This is a genomic window from Ruegeria sp. YTSC004 (assembly GCF_059609805.1).
In genome coordinates this window covers 195,665-215,340 of record NZ_JBXWMJ010000007.1, presented here as the reverse complement: position 1 = coordinate 215,340, position 19,676 = coordinate 195,665, and the positions used below count along the sequence as shown (strand labels likewise).

At 57.3% G+C, this 19,676-nt stretch carries 20 protein-coding genes; 9 read left to right on the top strand and 11 right to left on the bottom strand.

Translation table 11 applies throughout. The features are described 5' to 3' along the window. Positions 1 to 12: 12 nt before the first annotated feature. The 5 genes from fdhF to ychF form a co-directional block, all read right to left on the bottom strand. Complete coding sequence (fdhF, locus tag AC2FFP_RS14410) at positions 13 to 2,796, bottom strand: formate dehydrogenase subunit alpha (protein ID WP_496767089.1); 2,784 nt, start codon at positions 2,794 to 2,796, stop codon at positions 13 to 15. A gap of 13 nt (positions 2,797 to 2,809) precedes the next feature. Continuing rightward, complete coding sequence (locus AC2FFP_RS14405) at positions 2,810 to 4,513, bottom strand: NAD(P)H-dependent oxidoreductase subunit E (protein ID WP_496767090.1); 1,704 nt, start codon at positions 4,511 to 4,513, stop codon at positions 2,810 to 2,812. A gap of 85 nt (positions 4,514 to 4,598) precedes the next feature. Next, positions 4,599 to 5,480 carry a LysR family transcriptional regulator gene (locus tag AC2FFP_RS14400; protein WP_496844478.1) on the bottom strand — a complete coding sequence of 294 codons (882 nt, stop codon included), beginning with the start codon at positions 5,478 to 5,480 and terminating at the stop codon, positions 4,599 to 4,601. Positions 5,481 to 5,549: 69 nt separating this feature from the next. Further along, positions 5,550 to 6,059, bottom strand: coding sequence for a GNAT family N-acetyltransferase (locus AC2FFP_RS14395; protein WP_496844476.1), 510 nt, complete (start codon positions 6,057 to 6,059; stop codon positions 5,550 to 5,552). A 7-nt stretch (positions 6,060 to 6,066) separates the two neighbouring features. Then, positions 6,067 to 7,164: a redox-regulated ATPase YchF gene (gene ychF, locus AC2FFP_RS14390; RefSeq protein WP_496844475.1), complete on the bottom strand. Its 1,098-nt coding sequence runs from the start codon at positions 7,162 to 7,164 to the stop codon at positions 6,067 to 6,069. Positions 7,165 to 7,362: 198 nt separating this feature from the next. On the opposite strand from ychF, the gene AC2FFP_RS14385 reads away from it, so the two are divergent. From AC2FFP_RS14385 to hmuQ, 9 genes are all read left to right on the top strand, one after another. After that, on the top strand, positions 7,363 to 7,848 hold the full coding sequence (locus AC2FFP_RS14385; protein WP_496779541.1) for an acyloxyacyl hydrolase: 486 nt from the start codon (positions 7,363 to 7,365) through the stop codon (positions 7,846 to 7,848). A 79-nt stretch (positions 7,849 to 7,927) separates the two neighbouring features. Beyond that, positions 7,928 to 8,719 carry a tryptophan synthase subunit alpha gene (gene trpA, locus AC2FFP_RS14380; RefSeq protein WP_496726827.1) on the top strand — a complete coding sequence of 264 codons (792 nt, stop codon included), beginning with the start codon at positions 7,928 to 7,930 and terminating at the stop codon, positions 8,717 to 8,719. A gap of 153 nt (positions 8,720 to 8,872) precedes the next feature. Beyond that, positions 8,873 to 10,039, top strand: coding sequence for an alpha-hydroxy acid oxidase (locus AC2FFP_RS14375; protein ID WP_496740172.1), 1,167 nt, complete (start codon positions 8,873 to 8,875; stop codon positions 10,037 to 10,039). A 266-nt stretch (positions 10,040 to 10,305) separates the two neighbouring features. Next, positions 10,306 to 10,962, top strand: coding sequence for a 50S ribosomal protein L25/general stress protein Ctc (locus AC2FFP_RS14370; protein ID WP_496767097.1), 657 nt, complete (start codon positions 10,306 to 10,308; stop codon positions 10,960 to 10,962). A gap of 201 nt (positions 10,963 to 11,163) precedes the next feature. After that, on the top strand, positions 11,164 to 13,044 hold the full coding sequence (locus AC2FFP_RS14365) for a DUF3604 domain-containing protein (protein ID WP_496767098.1): 1,881 nt from the start codon (positions 11,164 to 11,166) through the stop codon (positions 13,042 to 13,044). Between the two features lie 90 nt (positions 13,045 to 13,134). After that, positions 13,135 to 13,815 (top strand): aminoacyl-tRNA hydrolase, encoded by a 681-nt coding sequence (gene pth / locus AC2FFP_RS14360; protein WP_496726824.1) that lies wholly within the window; start codon positions 13,135 to 13,137, stop codon positions 13,813 to 13,815. A gap of 82 nt (positions 13,816 to 13,897) precedes the next feature. Next, a complete protein-coding gene (locus AC2FFP_RS14355; RefSeq protein WP_496844474.1) occupies positions 13,898 to 15,061 on the top strand; it encodes a serine hydrolase domain-containing protein in 1,164 nt (387 codons plus the stop codon). A gap of 9 nt (positions 15,062 to 15,070) precedes the next feature. Continuing rightward, positions 15,071 to 15,448 (top strand): DUF2237 family protein, encoded by a 378-nt coding sequence (locus AC2FFP_RS14350; RefSeq protein WP_496767100.1) that lies wholly within the window; start codon positions 15,071 to 15,073, stop codon positions 15,446 to 15,448. An 84-nt stretch (positions 15,449 to 15,532) separates the two neighbouring features. Beyond that, on the top strand, positions 15,533 to 15,853 hold the full coding sequence (gene hmuQ / locus AC2FFP_RS14345) for a heme-degrading protein HmuQ (protein ID WP_496767101.1): 321 nt from the start codon (positions 15,533 to 15,535) through the stop codon (positions 15,851 to 15,853). 31 nt (positions 15,854 to 15,884) lie between these two features. Here hmuQ and AC2FFP_RS14340 read toward each other — a convergent pair whose 3' ends face one another. From AC2FFP_RS14340 to ihfB, 6 genes are all read right to left on the bottom strand, one after another. Then, a complete protein-coding gene (locus AC2FFP_RS14340) occupies positions 15,885 to 16,508 on the bottom strand; it encodes a class I SAM-dependent methyltransferase (protein ID WP_496767102.1) in 624 nt (207 codons plus the stop codon). Between the two features lie 50 nt (positions 16,509 to 16,558). Then, a complete protein-coding gene (gene trpB / locus AC2FFP_RS14335; RefSeq protein ID WP_496767103.1) occupies positions 16,559 to 17,806 on the bottom strand; it encodes a tryptophan synthase subunit beta in 1,248 nt (415 codons plus the stop codon). A 67-nt stretch (positions 17,807 to 17,873) separates the two neighbouring features. After that, a complete protein-coding gene (locus AC2FFP_RS14330) occupies positions 17,874 to 18,209 on the bottom strand; it encodes a hypothetical protein (RefSeq protein ID WP_496767104.1) in 336 nt (111 codons plus the stop codon). 46 nt (positions 18,210 to 18,255) lie between these two features. Beyond that, positions 18,256 to 18,897 (bottom strand): phosphoribosylanthranilate isomerase, encoded by a 642-nt coding sequence (locus AC2FFP_RS14325; RefSeq protein WP_496767105.1) that lies wholly within the window; start codon positions 18,895 to 18,897, stop codon positions 18,256 to 18,258. Positions 18,898 to 18,908: 11 nt separating this feature from the next. Continuing rightward, positions 18,909 to 19,259 (bottom strand): lipopolysaccharide assembly protein LapA domain-containing protein, encoded by a 351-nt coding sequence (locus tag AC2FFP_RS14320; RefSeq protein ID WP_496735491.1) that lies wholly within the window; start codon positions 19,257 to 19,259, stop codon positions 18,909 to 18,911. 7 nt (positions 19,260 to 19,266) lie between these two features. Then, positions 19,267 to 19,551 carry an integration host factor subunit beta gene (gene ihfB, locus AC2FFP_RS14315; RefSeq protein WP_037310872.1) on the bottom strand — a complete coding sequence of 95 codons (285 nt, stop codon included), beginning with the start codon at positions 19,549 to 19,551 and terminating at the stop codon, positions 19,267 to 19,269. Positions 19,552 to 19,676: the final 125 nt, after the last annotated feature.

Below are 19,676 nucleotides of genomic sequence, written 5' to 3'. Positions count from 1 at the left end.
TATGTGACGGATTTACTCCGCCGCGATGGCGTCTTCGATCTTTTCGACGCGAATGGCCGAGAACTTGAACTCAGGGATTTTACCGTACGGGTCGATGGCCGAGTTGGTCAGGATATTCGCCGCCGCCTCGACATAGGCGAACGGAATGAACACCATATCTTCGGCGATCGCCCGGTCGGCTCGAACCATAATTTCGATCGAGCCGCGCCGCGTGGTGAGACGGATCATTTCGCCCGGCTCGATCCCCATCAGTTTCAGCTGGCGCGGGTTCATCGAACAGTTTGCTTCCGGTTCCACAGCATCCAGAACGTTGGACCGGCGGGTCATCGACCCGGTGTGCCAGTGTTCCAGCTGACGGCCGGTTGTGGCAATCATCGGGTATTCCTCATCCGGCGCTTCATCCGGCGGGATGACACTGGCCGGGGTGAACTTGGCCCGTCCGTCTGTCCGCGGGAAGCCGTCACCGAACACGATCGCCTGACCCGGATCGGTCTCACTGAGCGATGGATAGGTGATCGTCTCGGTCTCAAGCCGCTCCCAGGTGATGTTGTCGAGTGACGCCATGGTCAGCTTCATCTCGGCAAAGACCTGAGACACATCCGTGTAGTCCCAGTTCAGCCCGATGCGCTGCGCAAGCTCGACGGTGATTTTCCAGTCCTCACGCGCCTCGCCCGGAGGTGCCACAGCCGGACGCACACGCTGAACCTGACGGTTGGTGTTCGACACGGTGCCGTTCTTTTCATACAGCGCCGAGGCGGGCAGGATGATGTCGGCATAGTTGGCCGTTTCGGTCAGGAAGATATCCTGCACGATCATCAGCTCCAGCTTGGCCAATGCTTCCCGTGCGTGACCAACATCCGGGTCGGACATGGCCGGGTTTTCGCCCTGAATATACATGCCCTTGATGTTGCCCGCATAGGCCTGATCGATGATCTCGGTGACGGTCAGGCCCTTCTCGTTAGAGAAGTCGTCCGAGTCCCAGACATTGTTGAACTTGGCCCGAATGCCGTCATCCATAACCGACTGATAATCCGGCAGGAACATCGGGATCAGACCCGCGTCAGACGCGCCTTGCACGTTGTTCTGGCCACGCAGCGGGTGCAGACCCGCGCCGGGTTTACCAACATTGCCGGTCATCAATGCCAGCGAGATCAGGCAGCGGGAATTATCGGTGCCGTGAATGTGCTGGCTGACGCCCATACCCCAGAAGATCAGACCAGCCTTGGCCTGCGCGAAGGTACGCGCGACACGGCGCAGTTGATCCGGTTCAATGCCGCAGATCGGCGCCATCGCCTCGGGTGTGAAGGCGCGCAGATGCTCTTTTTCGGCTTCCCAGTTCTCGGTCCAGCGGTGGATGTACTGGCTGTCGTACAGTTCCTCTTCGACGATCACGTTCATGATCGCGTTGAGCATCGAGACATCCGCCCCCGGACGGAACTGCAGCATTTCGTCTGCGAACTTGCGCATACCGACGCCGCGCGGGTCCATCACGATCAGCTTGCCACCGCGCTTGGTGAACTGCTTGAAGTAGGTTGCCGCCACGGGGTGGTTTTCGATTGGGTTGGCCCCGATGATGATAACCACATCCGAGTTCTCGACCTCGTTAAAGGTGGCCGTCACCGCGCCCGAGCCCACGTTCTCGATCAGCGCCGCCACGGACGAGGCATGGCACAGACGGGTGCAGTGGTCGACGTTGTTGTGCTTGAAGCCCTGACGAATGAATTTCTGGAACAGATAGGCTTCTTCGTTGGTGCATTTGGCCGAACCAAAGCCAGCGACGTTGCGCGGATCTTCATCACGCAGCGCTTTCAGCTTGGTGGCCGCCAGATCCATTGCTTCTTCCCAGGTCGCCTCGCGGAAATGAGTGCCCAGATTGCCCGGATCGACATTCAACCCCTTTGCAGGCGCATCCTCACGCCGGATCAGAGGTTTGGTCAGGCGGTGTGGGTGGTGGATATAGTCAAAGCCAAAGCGACCTTTGACACACAAGCGGCCTTCGTTTGCTGGGCCGTTAATGCCTTCGACATACTTGACCTTGCCGTCCTTGACCTTCAGCGAAACCTTACAGCCGACGCCGCAGAACGGACAGACGCTTTCGGTTTCGCTATCGTAATCCTTGCTGTCCCCCTGCTGCTGATCGTCCAGCACAGTGGCTGGCATCAACGCACCTGTCGGGCAGGCCTGAACACATTCACCACAGGCGACACAGGTCGAATCCCCCATCGGGTCGTTCTGGTCAAACACCACCTGCGCGGTATGCCCGCGTCCAGCCATGCCAATCACGTCGTTGACCTGCACGTCGCGACAAGCACGGACACAGAGGTTGCAGTTGATGCAGGCGTCCAGATTGACGCGCATTGCAACGTGGCTGTCATCCAGCAGAGGGATTTTCTCGGCTTCTTTCGCCGGGAAGCGACTGTCGCTGACATCGTTCAGCTTGGCCATATCCCAGAAGTGGCTGGATTTATCGTGCGCCTCTTCGGGTTGGTCGGCGACCAGCAATTCCATGACCATTGCGCGCGATTTCTCGGCCCTGTCGCTATCGGTTTTTACCACCATTCCGTCCGCAGCCGGACGGATGCACGAGGCGACCAGAGTGCGCTCGCCTTCCACCTCGACCATACAGGCGCGGCAATTGCCGTCGGGTTTATAGCCCGGTTGCGGCTTGTGGCAGAGGTGCGGAATGGTAAATCCCTGCCCCTTGGCCGCCTCCCAGATGGTCCAGCCCTCGGGCACGGTGACGTCATCGCCGTTCAGGTTGAAGGTGACGGTCTTGGTTGGGCTTGCATCAAGCATGGCTCTGTCTCCCTCAGATTTCGTCAGCGAAATGTTTCATGACCAGGCGGATCGGGTTCGGGGCCGCCTGCCCCAGACCGCAGATCGAGGCATCGCCCATAACCTGGCACAGATCTTCCAGAAGATCCTGATCCCACTTGTCAGCCTGCATCAGCTTCACGGCCTTTTCGCAGCCCGCCCGGCATGGCGTGCACTGGCCACAGCTTTCATCCTCAAAGAAGCGCAGCATGTTCAGCGCGGCATCGCGTGCGGTGTCCTGATCGGACAGAACCACCACAGCGGCTGATCCAATAAAGGTGCCATGTGGCTGCAGCGTGTCAAAATCCAATGGGATATCATCCATCGACGCAGGCAGCAGGCCCGAGGATGGACCACCCGGCTGATACGCTTTGAAGGTCTGACCTTCGATCATGCCACCAGCGGCCTCAATCACGTCCAAAATGGTCGAACCCGCCGGCAGCAGGTAAACACCCGGCTTGGCCACCCGCCCCGAGATTGAATAGCTGCGCAGGCCCTTACGACCATTTTTTTCGACAGAGTTCAGAATCTGCGGCCCTTCGCGGCAGATCTTTGAGACCCAATACAGCGTCTCGACGTTGTGCACCAAGGTCGGACGATTAAAGACCCCAACCTGCGCCACAAACGGAGGACGGTGGCGCGGCAGGCCCTTCTTACCCTCGATCGACTCGATCATCGCGGATTCTTCACCGCAGATGTAAGCACCAGCACCCCGGCGCAAGTCAATGTAACCCTTTTCGACGATCCCGGCCTCTTCCAACGCGGCAATCTCGCGGGCGAGGATTTCCAGCACCGCAGGGTATTCATCACGCATGTAGATGAAGCACGTCTCTGCCTCGACCGCCCAAGCAGCGATCAGCATACCCTCAAGGAAAACATGCGGCGCACGCTCTAGATAATAACGGTCTTTGAAGGTACCGGGTTCGCCCTCGTCACCGTTCACGGCCAGATAGCGGGTGCCTTCGTTCATGCGAACAAAGCCCCATTTCTTGCCGGACGGGAAGCCAGCACCACCCAGACCGCGCAGGCCTGAGGACAGAACGTCTTCTTGTACTTTCTCCCAGTCGCCGCTCTCGCGCAGCTCTTTCAGCTTGGCGTAACCGCCGTTTGCCTCATGGGCGGCAAAGGTTTCGTAATCGGGCAGATGGGCGTGAGTATCACCGGCGGCAATTGCGGCCTGCACCTTTTCCGGGGTCGCATGGTCGATGTGGTTGTGACCAATCTCAAGCACCGGGGCCGTATCGCAACGCCCCATGCAGGGCGCGCGCACCACACGCACTTCGGATGCGTCCAAGCCATCTTCCAGGGCCTTTTGCAACTGCTGGGCACCGGCCATTTCGCAGGAGAGAGAATCACAGACACGGATCGTCAGCGCGGGCGGAGGCACCTCGCCTTCTTTCACCACGTCGAAATGGGCGTAAAACGTCGCGGTCTCATAGATCTCTGCCTGACCGATCCGCATCTCAATCGCCAGCGCGGCGATGTGATCAGCGCTGATATGGCCGTGCTCATCCTGAATCAAATGCAGAAATTCGATCAGCAGGTCGCGGCGGCGCGGGCGGTCGCCCAACAGGCGCGCAATCTCGGTCTGCGCCTCATCCGTGAACTGACGGCCTTTGGGCGTGTGCCGCCCTTTGCCTTTACCTGACTTCCAGACGCCCTTGGGTGCGCCTGATGGCTTGGTATCTAATGGTGCCATGATGCCCTCCGATTGAGGCTCCGTGTCTCATCAGAATAGCATATCGTCAAATCTCTTATCGCTATCGCACGATAACGACACCTTATCACCGTAAAGACGTCACCACAGCGCGCAAAGCACCAACCGTTGGCAATTCCGGGTCTCGGCTTAAGGTGGCCAGACAAATCGGTTTACTTACAACAGGATCGACCAGAGGCAGCACACGCGTCCCCTTAAGATCACCCAGCGCACGCACCAGAACGCGGGGGACAACTGTGGCTGCCAGCCCTTCACGCGCCATGACCATTGAGGCAGTAAAGCCACTGGTTTCAGCGACCACTTGGGGGTGGAGACCCTGCTCAGCGAAGATGCGGTCCAGAATGCGACGGTTCTGCATCTGCGGCTCAAGCAGGCTGAGTGGAAACTCGGCGACCTGTGTCCACGGGATCGGCCCGGTTTCTTCGGTCATATGCGACGGGATCAACAGCACGTAAGTCTCTTCGTACAACGGCTGAACCTGCCGCAGGTCGGTGCCAATGCTGTCGCCATAGGTGATACCCGCATCCAGACTACCTTCGTCCAACCGGTGCTGAATGGACGAGGCCGACATGGTTTCGATCCGTGTGACAACGCGCGGATGCGCCTGATGCAGCCGCTTGATCAGCCGTCCGGTAAAGGCAATCGCGGTTGGGATTACACCCAGTTTGAGTGTCCCGGTAATCTCTCCCTTCGAGGCCAGAACCTGCTGTTCCAGCGCCTTTGTCTCATCCAGAATGCGCCGCGCGCGCTGGACGATCATCTCGCCTTCTTCAGTCAGGCCCTGAAACCTGTTGGCGCGGCGCACGATTGAGATACCCAGCCGGTCCTCGAGATTCCGAATACGCATGGAAAACGCTGGCTGAGAAATTCCGCATTCCTCGGCCGCTTTGGCAAAATGGCGATGCCGGGCCAAGGCGCTAAGCAATTGCAGGTCGCGGATTTCGATCATGTTTCGGTATCCCAAGGTGAGGCCAGAAACCCAGATTAGCGGCTTTTACGTTGGGGGAAAGCGATGTGTTCAGGTCAAAGACAAGGCATAGACATTGTTGAGATAGCCCTGGTCTGCAATCCGGAACTGGGTCTCGCCAATCTGTACAAACCCATTTGCCAGATAGAAGGCGATGGCCGGATCGTTTTCTGCATTGGTGGTCAACCAGACGGAATCGGTCCCTTGCTCTCGGCAATGCGACAGCGCTGCCGCAAGCAGGCGCGTGCCGATCCCTTTGCCGTGATGACGCGGCTGAACATAGAACGTCGAAATTTCCATACCCGACCACCCCGCGATAGGGGCATCACAGACCGGAGAGACGCGAATGAACCCGTCGATCCCCTGTGAATTATTCGACACCAGAATGAACTCTTCCGGATCGCTGATCAGGGCACCGATACGCGCTGGCGTGAACTCGGTCAGCGCGTAATCCGCAAAAAAACCGCTAACCCCGCGTTTGAGATAGGTGCCAATCCAGACTTCAATCGAAATCGCAGCGATGCTCGACGCATCTGAATGGTCCGCTTCACGCAGGGTCAATCGGCGCTCAGGTATTGAACAAAAAGTGCATCACATCGCCGTCTTTGACGATGTAGCCCTTACCCTCGGCCCGCATCTTGCCCGCCTCTTTCGCGCCCTGTTCGCCATTGGCGGCGATATAGTCGTCATAGGCGATCGTCTCAGCGCGAATGAAACCTTTTTCGAAATCGCCATGGATCACACCAGCGGCCTGTGGCGCAGCGGTGCCGGTGCGGATGGTCCAGGCGCGGGCCTCTTTCGGGCCGACTGTGAAATAGGTTTCCAGCTTGAGCAGGTCATAGCCGGCACGGATCAGACGGTCGAGGCCTGGCTCTTCCAGACCCATTTCCTCTAGGAACATCTGCGCCTCGTCTTCTTCCAGCAGGCTAATCTCTTCTTCGATCTTGGCGCTGATGATGACGTGGGAATTGCCCTGCGCTGCGGCCATTTCAGCCACGCGGGCGGAATATTCGTTACCCTCGGCGGCTTCTTCCTCGGACACGTTGCAGACATAGAGAACCGGTTTTGTGGTCAGCAGCTGCAGCATCGTCCATGCTTTGGCGTCTTCGTCGGAAACTTCGACCAGACGCGCGGGTTTGCCGTTTTCCAGCATCGCTTGCGCCTCGGCCAGCAAGCGTTCCTGCTGCTGCGCCTCTTTGTCATTGCCTTTCAGCTTGCGCACCAGATTGGCGCGGCGCTTTTCGATGCTCTCCAGATCGGCCAGCATCAGTTCGGTCTCGATGGTGTCGGCATCGGCCACAGGATCAACGCGGCCGTCCACGTGGGTCACATCGCCATCTTCGAAACAGCGCAGCACGTGGGCAATGGCGTCGGTTTCACGGATGTTCGCCAGAAACTGGTTGCCCAGCCCTTCACCTTTCGAGGCACCCTTCACCAGACCCGCAATATCCACAAAGGTCATGCGCGTCGGAATGATTTGCTTGGAGCTTGCGATGGTGGCCAACTGGTCTAGCCGGTCGTCGGGGACGGCCACATCGCCCACATTGGGTTCGATCGTGCAGAACGGGAAATTCGCCGCCTGCGCAGCTGCGGTTTTGGTCAGCGCATTGAAGAGGGTCGACTTACCCACATTCGGCAGACCCACGATTCCCATTTTAAAGCCCATGACGGCCTCCTGCATAGCATTCGAGCGCAGCTTCTATGCAGGTCGGGCACAATGCGCAAGCCAGCGGGCGCATTAGGTACGCAAGAGCGTTTTGACAACACAATTGATTGTCACGGCTTTGTGCGCTTGCGCACATTGAAACGAGAGCACTAGAATCACCAATTAGCCATTTAGAAAAATTGAATAGTGAATGCTGACATGAGATCTTTCGTTCTTGCCCTTGGGGTTCTTTTCGCCACGACCTCCGCACACGCACAATCAGTTGTCTTCGGTGCCGGATATGCAGATTTTTCCGAAAGTGACGCAAAAGACCAGGCCGCCTTTTCGGTCGAATACCATCATCGCCCTTTCTACGAGGCAACGCGCCTGTCCGCGACATGGGGTGGTGCGCTGACCGTGGACGAAGCCGGTGACGTTCATGTGGGTGCTGGCCTGATCGGTACATACACTTTCGCTGAACGCTGGTTCGTAGAGGGCAGCGTCATGCCCGGCTATTTCTCTGAATCAGAGGAATTGAACGACCTGGGCGGCAGTTTCCAGATCCGCAGCCTGTTGGGCGTCGGTTATACGCTGAACAACGGCAACAAAGTCTCTGTTGCGATTACGCATAAATCGAATGCAAGCACGCAACAGGAAAACCCGGGCGTCAATTCCGTGCTGTTGCGATACCACCTTGCGTTCTAGGGGCTGCGCTGCGAACCGGGATTGATTTCTTTTCAAAGTTTCTGCACATCAGGTCTGAACCTGATTGCAAGGACAGCTTATGACCCGTATCGACGCCAAGTTCGCCTCTCTGAAAGAACAGGGAAAGAAGGCGTTCGTCGCCTACATCATGGCCGGAGACCCAGATTTTGAGACTTCGCTTGAGATCGTGAAGGGCCTGCCCGGCGCAGGTGTCGATGTCATCGAACTGGGCCTGCCCTTTACCGATCCAATGGCAGACGGCCCGACGATCCAGGCCGCCGGTCAGCGCGCACTGGACGGTGGAATGACCTTGCAGCGAACCTTGGATCTGGCCCGCGCCTTCCGCGAGACCGACGATACCACTCCGATTGTGCTGATGGGCTACTACAACCCGATCTATAACCGCGGCGTCGATAAGTTCCTTGCAGATGCCAAGGAGGTCGGAATTGACGGTCTGATCGTCGTCGACCTGCCACCAGAAGAAGATGAAGAGCTATGCCTGCCCGCACAAGCCGCAGGTCTGAACTTTATCCGTCTGGCCACGCCGACCACCGATGACAAGCGCTTGCCCCGCGTTCTGCAGAACACATCGGGCTTTGTGTATTACGTGTCAATCACCGGCATTACCGGTGCGGCCGAAGCCCAAGCTACAAATGTTGGCCCCGAGGTCGCCCGCATCAAATCTGCAACCGATTTACCAGTGATCGTCGGGTTCGGAATCAATACACCTGAAAAATCACAGGCAATCGCAACTGTTGCTGATGGTGCAGTGGTCGGCTCTGCTATCGTCAGCCAGATCGCTGCGGGCAAGCCCACCGGCGAAGTATTGGATTTCGTAAAATCTCTGGCTGACGGCGCACACTCAGCCTGATTGAGACCTGATCAATTTTCAACGCGGTCGGCCCTGTCCGGCCGCGTTTTTTGTTGCCCCGGGATACGTGACGTTGCCTCACAACGTCCCAACGTTGCGAGGGCCTCAAATGGTTGGTAACAAACATCACCAATACTGCGAAGGCCGAACCTCATGCCCGTCATTACCAATATCGACGATCTGAAACGTATCTACGAACGCCGCGTGCCGCGCATGTTTTTCGACTATGCCGAAAGCGGCAGTTGGACAGAACAAACCTTCCGCGAGAACAGCTCGGATTTCGAAGATATCAGGCTGCGCCAGCGGGTCGCCGTGGATATGGACGGGCGCTCGACTGCAACGCAGATGATCGGACAGGATGTTGCGATGCCGGTGGCTCTGGCCCCAGTTGGCCTGACAGGCATGCAGCACGCGGACGGTGAGATGAAGGCCGCAAAGGCTGCCGAGGAGTTCGGCGTGCCTTTCACCCTGTCGACCATGTCGATCAACTCGATCGAGGATGTCGCAGGGCATACAAGCAAACCCTTTTGGTTCCAGCTTTATGCAATGAAGGATCAGGATTACGTCGGTCGCCTGATCCAGCGCGCCAAGGATGCCAAATGTTCCGCATTGGTGATCACCCTGGACCTGCAAATTCTGGGGCAGCGCCACAAAGATTTGAAAAATGGCTTGTCCGCGCCGCCGAAACTGACCGCCAAGACAATTGCAAACCTCATGACCAAATGGGCTTGGGGGATAGAAATGCTGGGCGCACATCGGCGCGAGTTTGGCAATATCGTTGGTCATGCCGAAGGCGTTTCTGATGCCTCATCGCTGGGCGCGTGGACGGCCGAGCAATTCGACCCCAGCCTCGATTGGAAAAAGGTCGAAAAGTTGATGGAGCAGTGGGGCGGCAAGGTGATCCTGAAAGGTATTCTGGATGCCGAGGACGCCAGGATGGCAGCTAAACTGGGCGCAGATGCCATCGTTGTTTCAAACCACGGCGGGCGGCAGTTGGATGGAGCGCTCAGTTCGATCCGTGTCTTGCCTGAAATCATGGACGCAGTTGGTGATGACGTCGAAGTCCATCTGGACAGTGGCATCCGGTCCGGGCAGGACGTTCTCAAAGCGCTGGCACTTGGGGCCAAGGGTACTTACATCGGTCGCGCTTTTGTCTATGGGCTGGGTGCGATGGGCCAACAAGGTGTCACGACTGCGCTGGATATCATCCACAAAGAGCTGGACACCACGATGGCCCTGTGCGGCGAGCGGAATGTGAGCAGTCTGGGTCGTCACAACCTGCTGATCCCCGAGGGTTTCGGCGGCCGATGGCAAGCCTGATCTCGCAAAACCTTCCAGCAAACCATTTCAAAGGGGGCTCTGCCCCACCGCAGCAAGCTGCGATTCCCCCGAGATATTTTCTGCCAGATGAAGCACGGGATCCGATCTTCATCTGGCCCCAAATATCCCGGAGCGCGAGGCAGAGCCTCGCAAAGTATGAAGACCGCGAAAAACCCCTTTTCAAACCTGACAATTCAAGCTAAGGACGCGGCTTCACGCGGGCATACAGCCTTGGAGGATGCCCGCCCTAACATTGGAGAATTATCATGGCTGGAGAGATTCCTGATCTCGTAGCTCTGGAACGGACGGGGACAGGCAAGGGCGCCGCTCGTCAGGCACGCCGCGACGGCATGGTTCCGGGCATCGTATTTGGTGGCGACAAAGAACCGCTGCCGATCCAGATCCCGTTCAACGAACTGTTCAAGCGCCTGAAAGCTGGCCGGTTCAAGTCGACCCTGTGGAACCTGAAGGTTGAAGGCCAGGAAGACGTTCGCGTCATCTGCCGCGACGTTCAACGTGACGTCGTCAAAGACTTGCCGACCCACCTGGACCTGATGCGCCTGCGTCGCACCACCAAAATCGCGCTGTTCATCCCGGTTGAGTTCATCAACGAGGAAGAAGCACCCGGCATCAAGAAGGGCGGCGTTCTGACCGTTGTCCGTCCAGAGGTCGAACTGATGTGCACCGCAGGTGATATTCCTGAGAAAATCACCGTTGACGTGACCGGCATGAACATCAACGACGTTGTAACCATTTCGTCGGTCGATCTGCCCGAAGGCACCAAGCCGACTATCGACCGTGACTTCGTGATCGCGAACATCTCGGCACCGACTGGTTTGTCGACAAGCGACGACGAAGAGGGTGAAGAAGGTGAAGTGGCCGCAGACGAAGTTGAAGTCGTCGGTCAGGAAGCCGAAGAGTAAGTTCAGGCTTAACTGTACTGAAAATGAAACGGGGTTCCATCGGAGCCCCGTTTTTTTCAAATGCACATTTTCGCATTTGATCGCAGACTGTGCTAAGTTCGCTGCCAGTGGCCCAATTGGAATGCCACCAGCTCATCGAATAGTTCAGCGTAGCACGCGATCATGAGACCCCAATCAAATTTTCTACCAGCCCTAATTTCAATGGCCGTCAGCGTCGGTTTCGGATCTTCGGTCACTGCGCAAGTGCAGGACACTCTGCCCAGTAAGGATGACGTTGCTGAACGTTTCACGTCTGATCATTTCTCGCCATATGCCGGTAGAAACTTTCCGACCCGACCGCTTTGGGGTGACACACATCTTCATACCCAGGTGTCCGTTGACGCCGGAACCATGACCCGTCTTAGCCAAGAGGACGCGTTTCGGTTCGCGCGAGGCCACGAAGTCACTACGACGCATGGATTGCAGGCAAAGCTTTCCCAACCACTGGATTGGCTTGTAGTCTCGGACCATGCCGAAATGTATGGGCTAATGCCCCAGTTACTTGGCGGGGATCAGAATGTTCTGTCGACCCCGCAAGGCAAAGCCTGGTACGACGCGCTTACCAGCAACGACAACGACATTGTCTTTGCCACCGCTATGGAAATCGTGGCGTCGTTGTCCGGGAATGAGCCCCCGATCGACAATCCCAAAGCCATCAAGGACGCTTGGCAGAACTATACGGCCCTTGCGGACCAGTACAACGAGCCCGGCGTCTTTACCGCTCTAATCGGTTACGAGTGGACGTCTGAGGGCGGAGACAACATCCACCGCAACGTGATCTTCCGGGATGCTGCGGCCAACGCCAATCAGGTACTTCCGTTCTCGCAATTCGACAGTAAGAACCCTGAAGACCTATGGGCACACCTGGCCGACTATGAGGATCGGACAGGCGGTGACGTGCTTGCAATTCCCCATAATGGCAACCTGTCCAATGGTCGCTTGTTTTCAGTTTCGAACTTTGACGGGACGCCCTTATCGGAAGAAAACGCGCGCCTGCGTGCACGGTTCGAACCGGTCATCGAAACTACGCAGATCAAAGGTGACAGTGAAGCGCATCCGTTTCTCAGCCCCGATGACGAATTCGCGGATTTTGACACGTGGGACGCGTCAAACCTGAACGGGACCGAAGCCAAAACTCAGGACATGTTGCAATACGAGTATTCCCGCGAGGCTTACAAAACCGGTCTGATGCTGGAAGAACAACTGGGCATCAACCCCTACAAGGTCGGTCAGATTGGTTCGACTGACGCGCATACTGGCATGGCAGCCGTGGAAGAGGAGAACTTCTTTGGCAAGCATTCCGGCGTGGAACCGGAGCCAAACCGCTGGGAACATTTGGTTATCGAAGCCCCCGACCCCGAGTTCTCAATCTATGGCTGGAAACAGGCCTCGGGTGGATATGCTGCTGTTTGGGCCATGGAGAATACCCGCGAGGCGATCTTTGACGCGCTCGAGCGGCGCGAAGTCTACGGCACCACCGGTTCGCGTATGCTGGTGCGGTTCTTCGGCGGCTGGGATTTTGCAGAAGAAGATGCTCTGTCTCGCCTGCCTGCCGATCTTGGCTACGCTAAGGGCGTACCGATGGGTTCGGATCTACCCGCCAGAACCGGCGACGGTGCACCGAATTTCCTGATCGCAGCGCTGAAAGACCCCTATAGCGGCAATCTCGACCGTGTACAGGTCATCAAAGGGTGGCTGAACGCAGACGGGACGCGCGGAGAAAAGGTCTATGACGTGGCATGGGGCGGAGATCGTGTGCCCGACGCAGACGGAAAATTGCCTTTGGTCGGGAACACGGTCGATGTGGGAAACGCGACTTGGACCAACACAATTGGTGCACCGGAATTGATCACCTATTGGCAGGACCCGGATTTCGACCCGTCGCAGCGGGCCTTCTACTATGTCCGCGTCATCGAAATCCCGACGCCGCGCTGGACGGCCTATGAGGCCAAAAGGTTCAACGTCCAGATGGATGCCGACGTGCCGATGACCACAACCGAACGCGCCTATACCTCTCCGATCTGGTACACGCCCAAAGGCTGAAGCTCGTCTTTTGCACCTTGCCATCACTGGATTTTCGATCCATTTCGGGGCATGAGGGGCAAGTCCTACTAGGAGGCGCAGAGCAGAGTCATGAAACTTTTTGTCGGACTGGGAAATCCGGGGCAGAAATACGCCCGGAACCGGCACAATATCGGGTTCATGGCACTGGACAGGATTGCCGACGATCACGGTTTCGGCCCGTGGAAATCAAAGTTCCAGGCAGAAATCGCCGAGGGGCGGTTGGGCTCGGAAAAGGTGCTGCTGATCAAGCCACAAACCTTCATGAACCGCTCGGGTCAATCCGTGGGTGAGGCCATGCGCTTCTATAAGCTGGACTCGACAGATGTGACCGTTTTTCACGACGAGCTGGATCTTGCGCCCGGTAAGGTGCGTGCGAAAGCAGGTGGAGGTCACGCCGGGCATAACGGTCTGCGGTCGATCCATGACCATATCAGCCCGGCCTATGATCGAGTTCGTCTGGGCATTGGGCATCCGGGCCGCAAAGAACTGGTCTCGCCTTATGTCCTGAGTGACTTTGCCAAGGCAGATTCGGATTGGCTGGAAGACGTCTTGCGGGGGGTTTCCGACGGTGCCGGTCATTTGGCAGATGGCGATGGTGGCAGATTCATGAACGCGGTCGCATTGCGCACCGCACCGCCACGGTCATCAAAAACCGCTGCGGCCTCCTCGAAATCGGTCGCTGCAGCTACGCCTGAACCCGAGGCGGACACCAGGTCCGCCATGCAAAAACTGATGGACAAGTTCAAGTAAGGCCAACGATGGTGCCGCTACGTCTCAATTGCGAACTGCGCCAGTCCGCGCTCCAATGCACACCAAAAGCGGGAGGTAACATATGCGAACCCTGATGAAATGGGTGCTGCGCATCGTTTTGATGTTGGTGCTGGCAGCGGTGGTCGTTGGCGTTTGGAAGCGCGAAGAGATTCAGCGCCTGATGGCAGTGAACTCTTTGTTTTCCGAAGGAAAGATCATTTACAACTTCTCTCACATGGATGACGCCTTCCTGACTGTCGACCTGCTAAGGGGGGAAGGTGCGACATTCGAACTGCCCTACGGCCCCGGTTTTGACCTGCCCGAGGGCACGGACAAATGGGTCGAAGACCGGGCCGTAACCTCTTTGCTGGTGATGCAGGACGGGCAGATCAGGTTCGAAGAATACTATTTGGGGACCGCCCCCGAGGATCGCCGGATATCCTGGTCGGTCGCCAAAAGCTATCTGTCCGCCCTGTTCGGCATCCTGATGGCCGAAGGCGCCATCGACTCGCTGGACGATCCGGTGGTCAAATACGCCCCGAAACTGCAGGGCACCGCTTATGACGGCGCAACGATCCGCAATGTTCTGAACATGGCCAGCGGTGTGACCTTCGACGAGGACTATCTGGACTACAACTCCGACATCAACCGAATGGGTCGCGTCGTCGCCCTGGGTGGAGAGCTGGATGACTTTGCCGCCTCGCTGAACGAAACGTTCGTCGAGCCCGGCGAGACATGGCAATATGTCTCGATCGACACCCACGTTATCGGCATGATTGTTCGCGGTGCGACGGACCGATCTGTGGCTGATTTGCTGACCGAAAAGATCATTGAACCTTTGGGCCTTGAACGCGACGGCTACTATGTCACCGACGGTGCTGGCGTGGCTTTCGTCTTGGGCGGGTTGAACTTCACTACTCGCGACTTTGCCCGGTTTGGACAGATGATCCTGCAAAACGGCGAGCATAATGGCCAGCAGATCGTGCCCGCTGAGTGGATTGCGGAATCCGTTTTTCCCAGCGCCCCCACCAAGGCCGGAGAGATCGGCTATGGCTATCAGTGGTGGATCCCCCTTGGCGCGCATGAAGGTGAGTTTCTGGCCCGTGGCGTATATGGCCAGTACATCTATTTCGACCAACCGCGCGGTGTTGTTATCGTCGCAACCGGGGCTGATCGCAATTTCCGCGACGATGGTGTCAACGAGGCGAACATAGAAATGTTCCGCACGATCGCTCAAAGCCTGTAAGGTGTGCTCATGCAAAAACTGGACAGCATAAACGTTCTGGGGGGCGTCCTTGCCCCCTGCTCCCGCGATCCACAGACCGGGTTCTTTCGGGACGGGGCCTGTAACACCTGCGCCGAAGATCAGGGCAGTCACACGGTCTGCGCGGTCATGACGGCCGAGTTTTTGGCCTATTCCAAATATGTCGGCAATGACCTGAGCACACCGCGCCCTGAATTCGACTTTCCCGGTCTCAAACCCGGTGACAAATGGTGCCTTTGTGCCGGGCGTTTCCTGCAGGCCCATGACGAGGGCTGCGCGCCCAAGGCCGACCTTGAGGCCACGCATCAGCGGGCGCTGGACATCGTCCCTATTGGAATCTTACGCGAATACGCCGCGAAACCCGATTGACCTCGGGGACAAAACCACATCAAAGAAACCCGCCAGCCGACACTTTGTTTAGCAAGCGCAAAACCGTTAAAAACGAGGTAGGCTATGAGCTTTATCGCGATGAACCGCTTCAAAGTCCGTCTGGGCAACGAAGCCGATTTCGAATCCGTTTGGAAAGACCGCGAAAGCCGCTTGAAAGAACTGCAAGGGTTTCAGGAGTTTCGCCTTCTGAAAGGCCCCGAAGACGACGGATATCGGCTGTATTCCAGCCATGTGATCTGGGACAATCGCAGCGATTTCGAAGCCTGGACCAAGTCCCAACAATTCCGGGATGCGCACAAAAACGCTGGCAACGGCAAGACGCAGTCGGCTCTGGTGGGACCACCTCAGTTCGAGGGGTTCGAAACGGTTTTGCATCAGAACTGATCAATCCATGTCGCCAACACCGGATTGATGTTTACACGGCGCGCGCCAGATAGCCACGCGATGTGCGCGAGGGCGGACCAGTTGGAAAACTGTGCTCCGCCTCCAGCAGCCACCCCGCATCCTTTAGCATCTTGGCCACCTGTTGCGGCCTGTAGGACCGGTGACGCCATTGAAGCCAGATAATCGCGTTGCACCAGTGCGGTTTGCTAACGACCAGCCATAGCTTTGCCGCTGGCGTGGCCTGCCTGCGCATGTGGTGTAGGGCATCGGTGGGGTCGCTGCAATGTTCAAGGACATGGGCGGCGAGAATGCAATCAAAGGGCTCGGCTGGGTGAAATTTCTCCAACCGTGATCGGGCAGTCTGGGTCGTAACGCCCCTTTGGGCCAATGCACCCTCGGCCTGTTTCAGCATTTTCCCGGATGGCTCGAGCAGAGTGACCCGACCTTTGGGTTGAATGACTGCACGTGCCTCGGCAAAAGCGCCGGTCCCGCACCCGACATCCAGCCCGTTCCGGCCTAAATCATCTGCTGAACCAGTCGACAGAAACCCCAGATAGGCGTCAAAATAGCCCAGCAGACGCATCTTATCCGCCCAGCCGGGTGCCGCGGCATCGTATTTTTGAGCGAGTTTATCTGAACTGGACGCGTCCTGCATGCCCACCAGCGTGGCATGAAAGACCCGGGACGCAAAGCCCCGGGTAGTCGTTAGCCAGCAGTACGTCCTTCGGTATCGGACATGTCGAAGTTCAGGTATTTGGCCACAGTCTGAACGTCCTTATCGCCGCGCCCGCACATGTTCATGCAGATCAGGTGATCCTTGGGCAGCTCTGGCGCGATCTTCATAACATGTGCCAGCGCGTGGCTGGGTTCCAACGCGGGGATAATGCCTTCGGTTGCACAGCACAGCTGGAACGCTTCCAGCGCCTCTTTGTCGGTGATCGAGACATAGTTCGCGCGACCGATGTCATTCAGCCAGGAATGCTCAGGCCCGATGCCGGGGTAATCCAGACCGGCCGAGATCGAATAGCCTTCAAGGATCTGGCCGTCATTATCCTGCAGCAGGTACGTGCGATTACCGTGCAGCACACCAGGGCGACCGCCGGTCAGCGAAGCGCAATGCTCCATCTTTTCGTTCACACCTTTGCCGCCCGCCTCAACACCGATGATGTTGACGCTCTTGTCGTCAAGGAACGGGTAGAACAGACCCATCGCATTCGACCCACCGCCGATGGCGGCGATAAGCGTATCGGGCAAACGGCCTTCGGCCTTTTGCATCTGCTCCTTAGCTTCCTTGCCGATGATTGACTGGAAGTCACGCACCATCGCCGGATACGGGTGCGGGCCCGCCACAGTGCCGATGCAGTAGAACGTGTCGCGCACATTGGTCACCCAGTCGCGTAGCGCGTCGTTCATCGCGTCTTTCAGCGTGCCTCTGCCGCTCGTCACCGGAATCACTTCGGCACCCAGCAAACGCATACGGAACACGTTGGGCGCTTGACGCTGTACGTCATGCGCGCCCATGTAGACGACACACTTAAGGCCAAACTTGGCGCAGACGGTGGCGGTGGCCACGCCGTGTTGCCCTGCCCCGGTTTCCGCAATAATTCGGGTTTTACCCATGCGCCGCGCCAGAATGATCTGGCCCAGAACATTGTTGATCTTGTGTGCGCCGGTGTGGTTCAGCTCATCGCGCTTGAGATAGATCTTCGCGCCGCCCAGGTGCTCAGTCAGGCGTTCCGCGTAGTACAGCGGCGAGGGGCGACCCACGTAGTTCGCCCACAGATCGTCCATTTCAGCCCAGAAAGTCGGATCATCCTTGGCCTTCTCATATTCCTCTTCCAGCGACAGAATCAGCGGCATCAGCGTTTCGCTGACAAACCGTCCGCCGAAGATGCCAAAGCGGCCCTGTTCGTCGGGACCGGACATGAAGGAATTGAATAGATCGTTGGCCATGGGTGTCTCCCTCGTCGTACCCGTTGTTCATAGGAGGTGCTGACAGGTTTTGCCATGGCAAAACGTATCATTCTGTGGGCCTGTATCGATGCTTCCAGATCCGCAGGGCCTGTTCTTCGGTTGGAACAGCAATGCATGAGAAATGGTGGAACTCGTGCGTGATGGACAACCGGTCTGACACCGCAAGAACGCGCCTGTGTGGTCCCGAATGGGCAAATGTCAGCATGGCCTCGGCGTCTTGCCAAACACTGAGTGAAAAGTAGAGCCCACCGTGAGGGAACATCTGCGCATGCTCGCATAATGGGTCTCCGCGCGCCTGCTTCAATGCCTGTCCTGCACGCCAAAAGAACTCTGGCGCGTTGTACCAATGGTTCAGGGTAACCCCGCCAATCGCTGCAAGCATCTTTGTTCCTCCCCGACGTTATATACGGGGGAGGTCAGCAAGCAGATCAATGGGCGGCGGAAACGAATTCAGAAATCTTAATGGAGTCTTTAACTCCGGGCGAACTTTCGACGCCGGAAGACACATCAACCTGTTTTGCGCCGGTCATACGGATCGCCTCGGCGACGTTGTCCGGAGTAAGTCCCCCGGCCAGCATCCACGGCTTTCGCCAGTATTTCCGGCCTGCCAGCAATCTCCAGTCAAAGGCAAGCCCGTTGCCACCCGGCAGTTCGGAGGTGCGCGGCGGCTTCGCGTCGATCAGCAATTGATCAGCCACTTCAGAATACAGATCAATCGCGCTCAGATCCTCAGCCTCGGCGATGCCGATTGCCTTCATCACCGGCAGGCCAAACCTGTCGCGTACTTCTGAAACCCGCTGGGGTGTTTCCTTGCCATGCAATTGCAACATGTCCAAGGGCACGCGTGCGATGATACGGTCCAGTTCTTCGTCCGTCGCATTCACGGTCAGCGCGACCTTGGCCACGCCTGCAGGAACAAGCTGCGACAGCCCTGCCGCGGCATCAAGGTCCAGATGCCGTGGCGATTTTGAGAAAAAGACAAAGCCGACGTAGCGTGCACCGGCATCAGCCGCAGCGCGCACGTGATCGGGTGCGGTTAGCCCGCAGATTTTTACAGCTACATCGGTCATATAAAGGTGCCTTAGCTGGCTTCGTCCAGCAGAGCCAGAACGTCGTCTTTGCCCTCATTCTGCTTTTTCTTGAGCTTTTTGACCTCACGCTCAAGCTTGCGCACTTCTCCGGTCTTGGTCGAGACATCGCGGCGGTGTTTATGCTCGCGCAGCCATTCCCACAGGAAGCCGATGATCAGACCGGCCACGACGCCGCCCAGCACCACGATGAACAGTGGCAAAGACGTTGAGAAATTGAGCCCCAGCAACTCGGCCAGGGCATCCGGCATCAGCTTCAACTCGACGATCTGGCGATTGGCCAGCGAGATTGACACAAGAACGATCCCGAGGATCGCCAGGAAAGCATATCGAAGGTAACGCATCATGGTGTCAGGCTTTACCGTTCAATCGGTCCCTTAGCAACTTGCCAGTTTTGAAGAATGGAACACATTTTTCTTCGACCTGCACGGTCTCACCCGTACGAGGATTGCGGCCAACACGCGCGTCACGTTGTTTGACCGAGAAGGCACCGAAGCCGCGCAGTTCAACACGGTCGCCACGCGCCATAGCATCTGTCACTTCTTCGAACACGGTATTCACAATCCGCTCGACATCACGCTGATAGAGATGTGGGTTTTCGTCGGCGATTTTCTGAATCAGTTCTGAACGGATCATGAGTGTTACCCTCCCAGGCGACCGGTTAACCATGTCTATACTTCTGGACAGTATAGGAAAAAACCGTGATCGGGGGAACGTAAACTCTGTGTGCAAAGCATTCATTTTACAGCAAAGTCGCGCGA

Excerpts from the sequence above, each read along its gene's own strand:
- AC2FFP_RS14320 (WP_496735491.1), bottom strand. The coding sequence starts at position 19,259 with ATGCGTTACCTTCGATATGCTTTCCTGGCGATCCTCGGGATCGTTCTT.
- AC2FFP_RS14355 (WP_496844474.1), top strand. The coding sequence starts at position 13,898 with ATGCGAACCCTGATGAAATGGGTGCTGCGCATCGTTTTGATGTTGGTG.
- AC2FFP_RS14340 (WP_496767102.1), bottom strand. The coding sequence starts at position 16,508 with ATGCAGGACGCGTCCAGTTCAGATAAACTCGCTCAAAAATACGATGCC.
- AC2FFP_RS14365 (WP_496767098.1), top strand. The coding sequence starts at position 11,164 with ATGGCCGTCAGCGTCGGTTTCGGATCTTCGGTCACTGCGCAAGTGCAG.
- AC2FFP_RS14400 (WP_496844478.1), bottom strand. The coding sequence starts at position 5,480 with ATGATCGAAATCCGCGACCTGCAATTGCTTAGCGCCTTGGCCCGGCAT.
- AC2FFP_RS14385 (WP_496779541.1), top strand. The coding sequence starts at position 7,363 with ATGAGATCTTTCGTTCTTGCCCTTGGGGTTCTTTTCGCCACGACCTCC.
- AC2FFP_RS14325 (WP_496767105.1), bottom strand. The coding sequence starts at position 18,897 with ATGACCGATGTAGCTGTAAAAATCTGCGGGCTAACCGCACCCGATCAC.
- AC2FFP_RS14350 (WP_496767100.1), top strand. The coding sequence starts at position 15,071 with ATGCAAAAACTGGACAGCATAAACGTTCTGGGGGGCGTCCTTGCCCCC.
- pth (WP_496726824.1), top strand. The coding sequence starts at position 13,135 with ATGAAACTTTTTGTCGGACTGGGAAATCCGGGGCAGAAATACGCCCGG.
- ihfB (WP_037310872.1), bottom strand. The coding sequence starts at position 19,551 with ATGATCCGTTCAGAACTGATTCAGAAAATCGCCGACGAAAACCCACAT.
- trpB (WP_496767103.1), bottom strand. The coding sequence starts at position 17,806 with ATGGCCAACGATCTATTCAATTCCTTCATGTCCGGTCCCGACGAACAG.
- AC2FFP_RS14375 (WP_496740172.1), top strand. The coding sequence starts at position 8,873 with ATGCCCGTCATTACCAATATCGACGATCTGAAACGTATCTACGAACGC.
- fdhF (WP_496767089.1), bottom strand. The coding sequence starts at position 2,796 with ATGCTTGATGCAAGCCCAACCAAGACCGTCACCTTCAACCTGAACGGC.
- AC2FFP_RS14405 (WP_496767090.1), bottom strand. The coding sequence starts at position 4,513 with ATGGCACCATTAGATACCAAGCCATCAGGCGCACCCAAGGGCGTCTGG.
- hmuQ (WP_496767101.1), top strand. The coding sequence starts at position 15,533 with ATGAGCTTTATCGCGATGAACCGCTTCAAAGTCCGTCTGGGCAACGAA.
- AC2FFP_RS14330 (WP_496767104.1), bottom strand. The coding sequence starts at position 18,209 with ATGCTTGCAGCGATTGGCGGGGTTACCCTGAACCATTGGTACAACGCG.
- AC2FFP_RS14370 (WP_496767097.1), top strand. The coding sequence starts at position 10,306 with ATGGCTGGAGAGATTCCTGATCTCGTAGCTCTGGAACGGACGGGGACA.
- trpA (WP_496726827.1), top strand. The coding sequence starts at position 7,928 with ATGACCCGTATCGACGCCAAGTTCGCCTCTCTGAAAGAACAGGGAAAG.
- ychF (WP_496844475.1), bottom strand. The coding sequence starts at position 7,164 with ATGGGCTTTAAAATGGGAATCGTGGGTCTGCCGAATGTGGGTAAGTCG.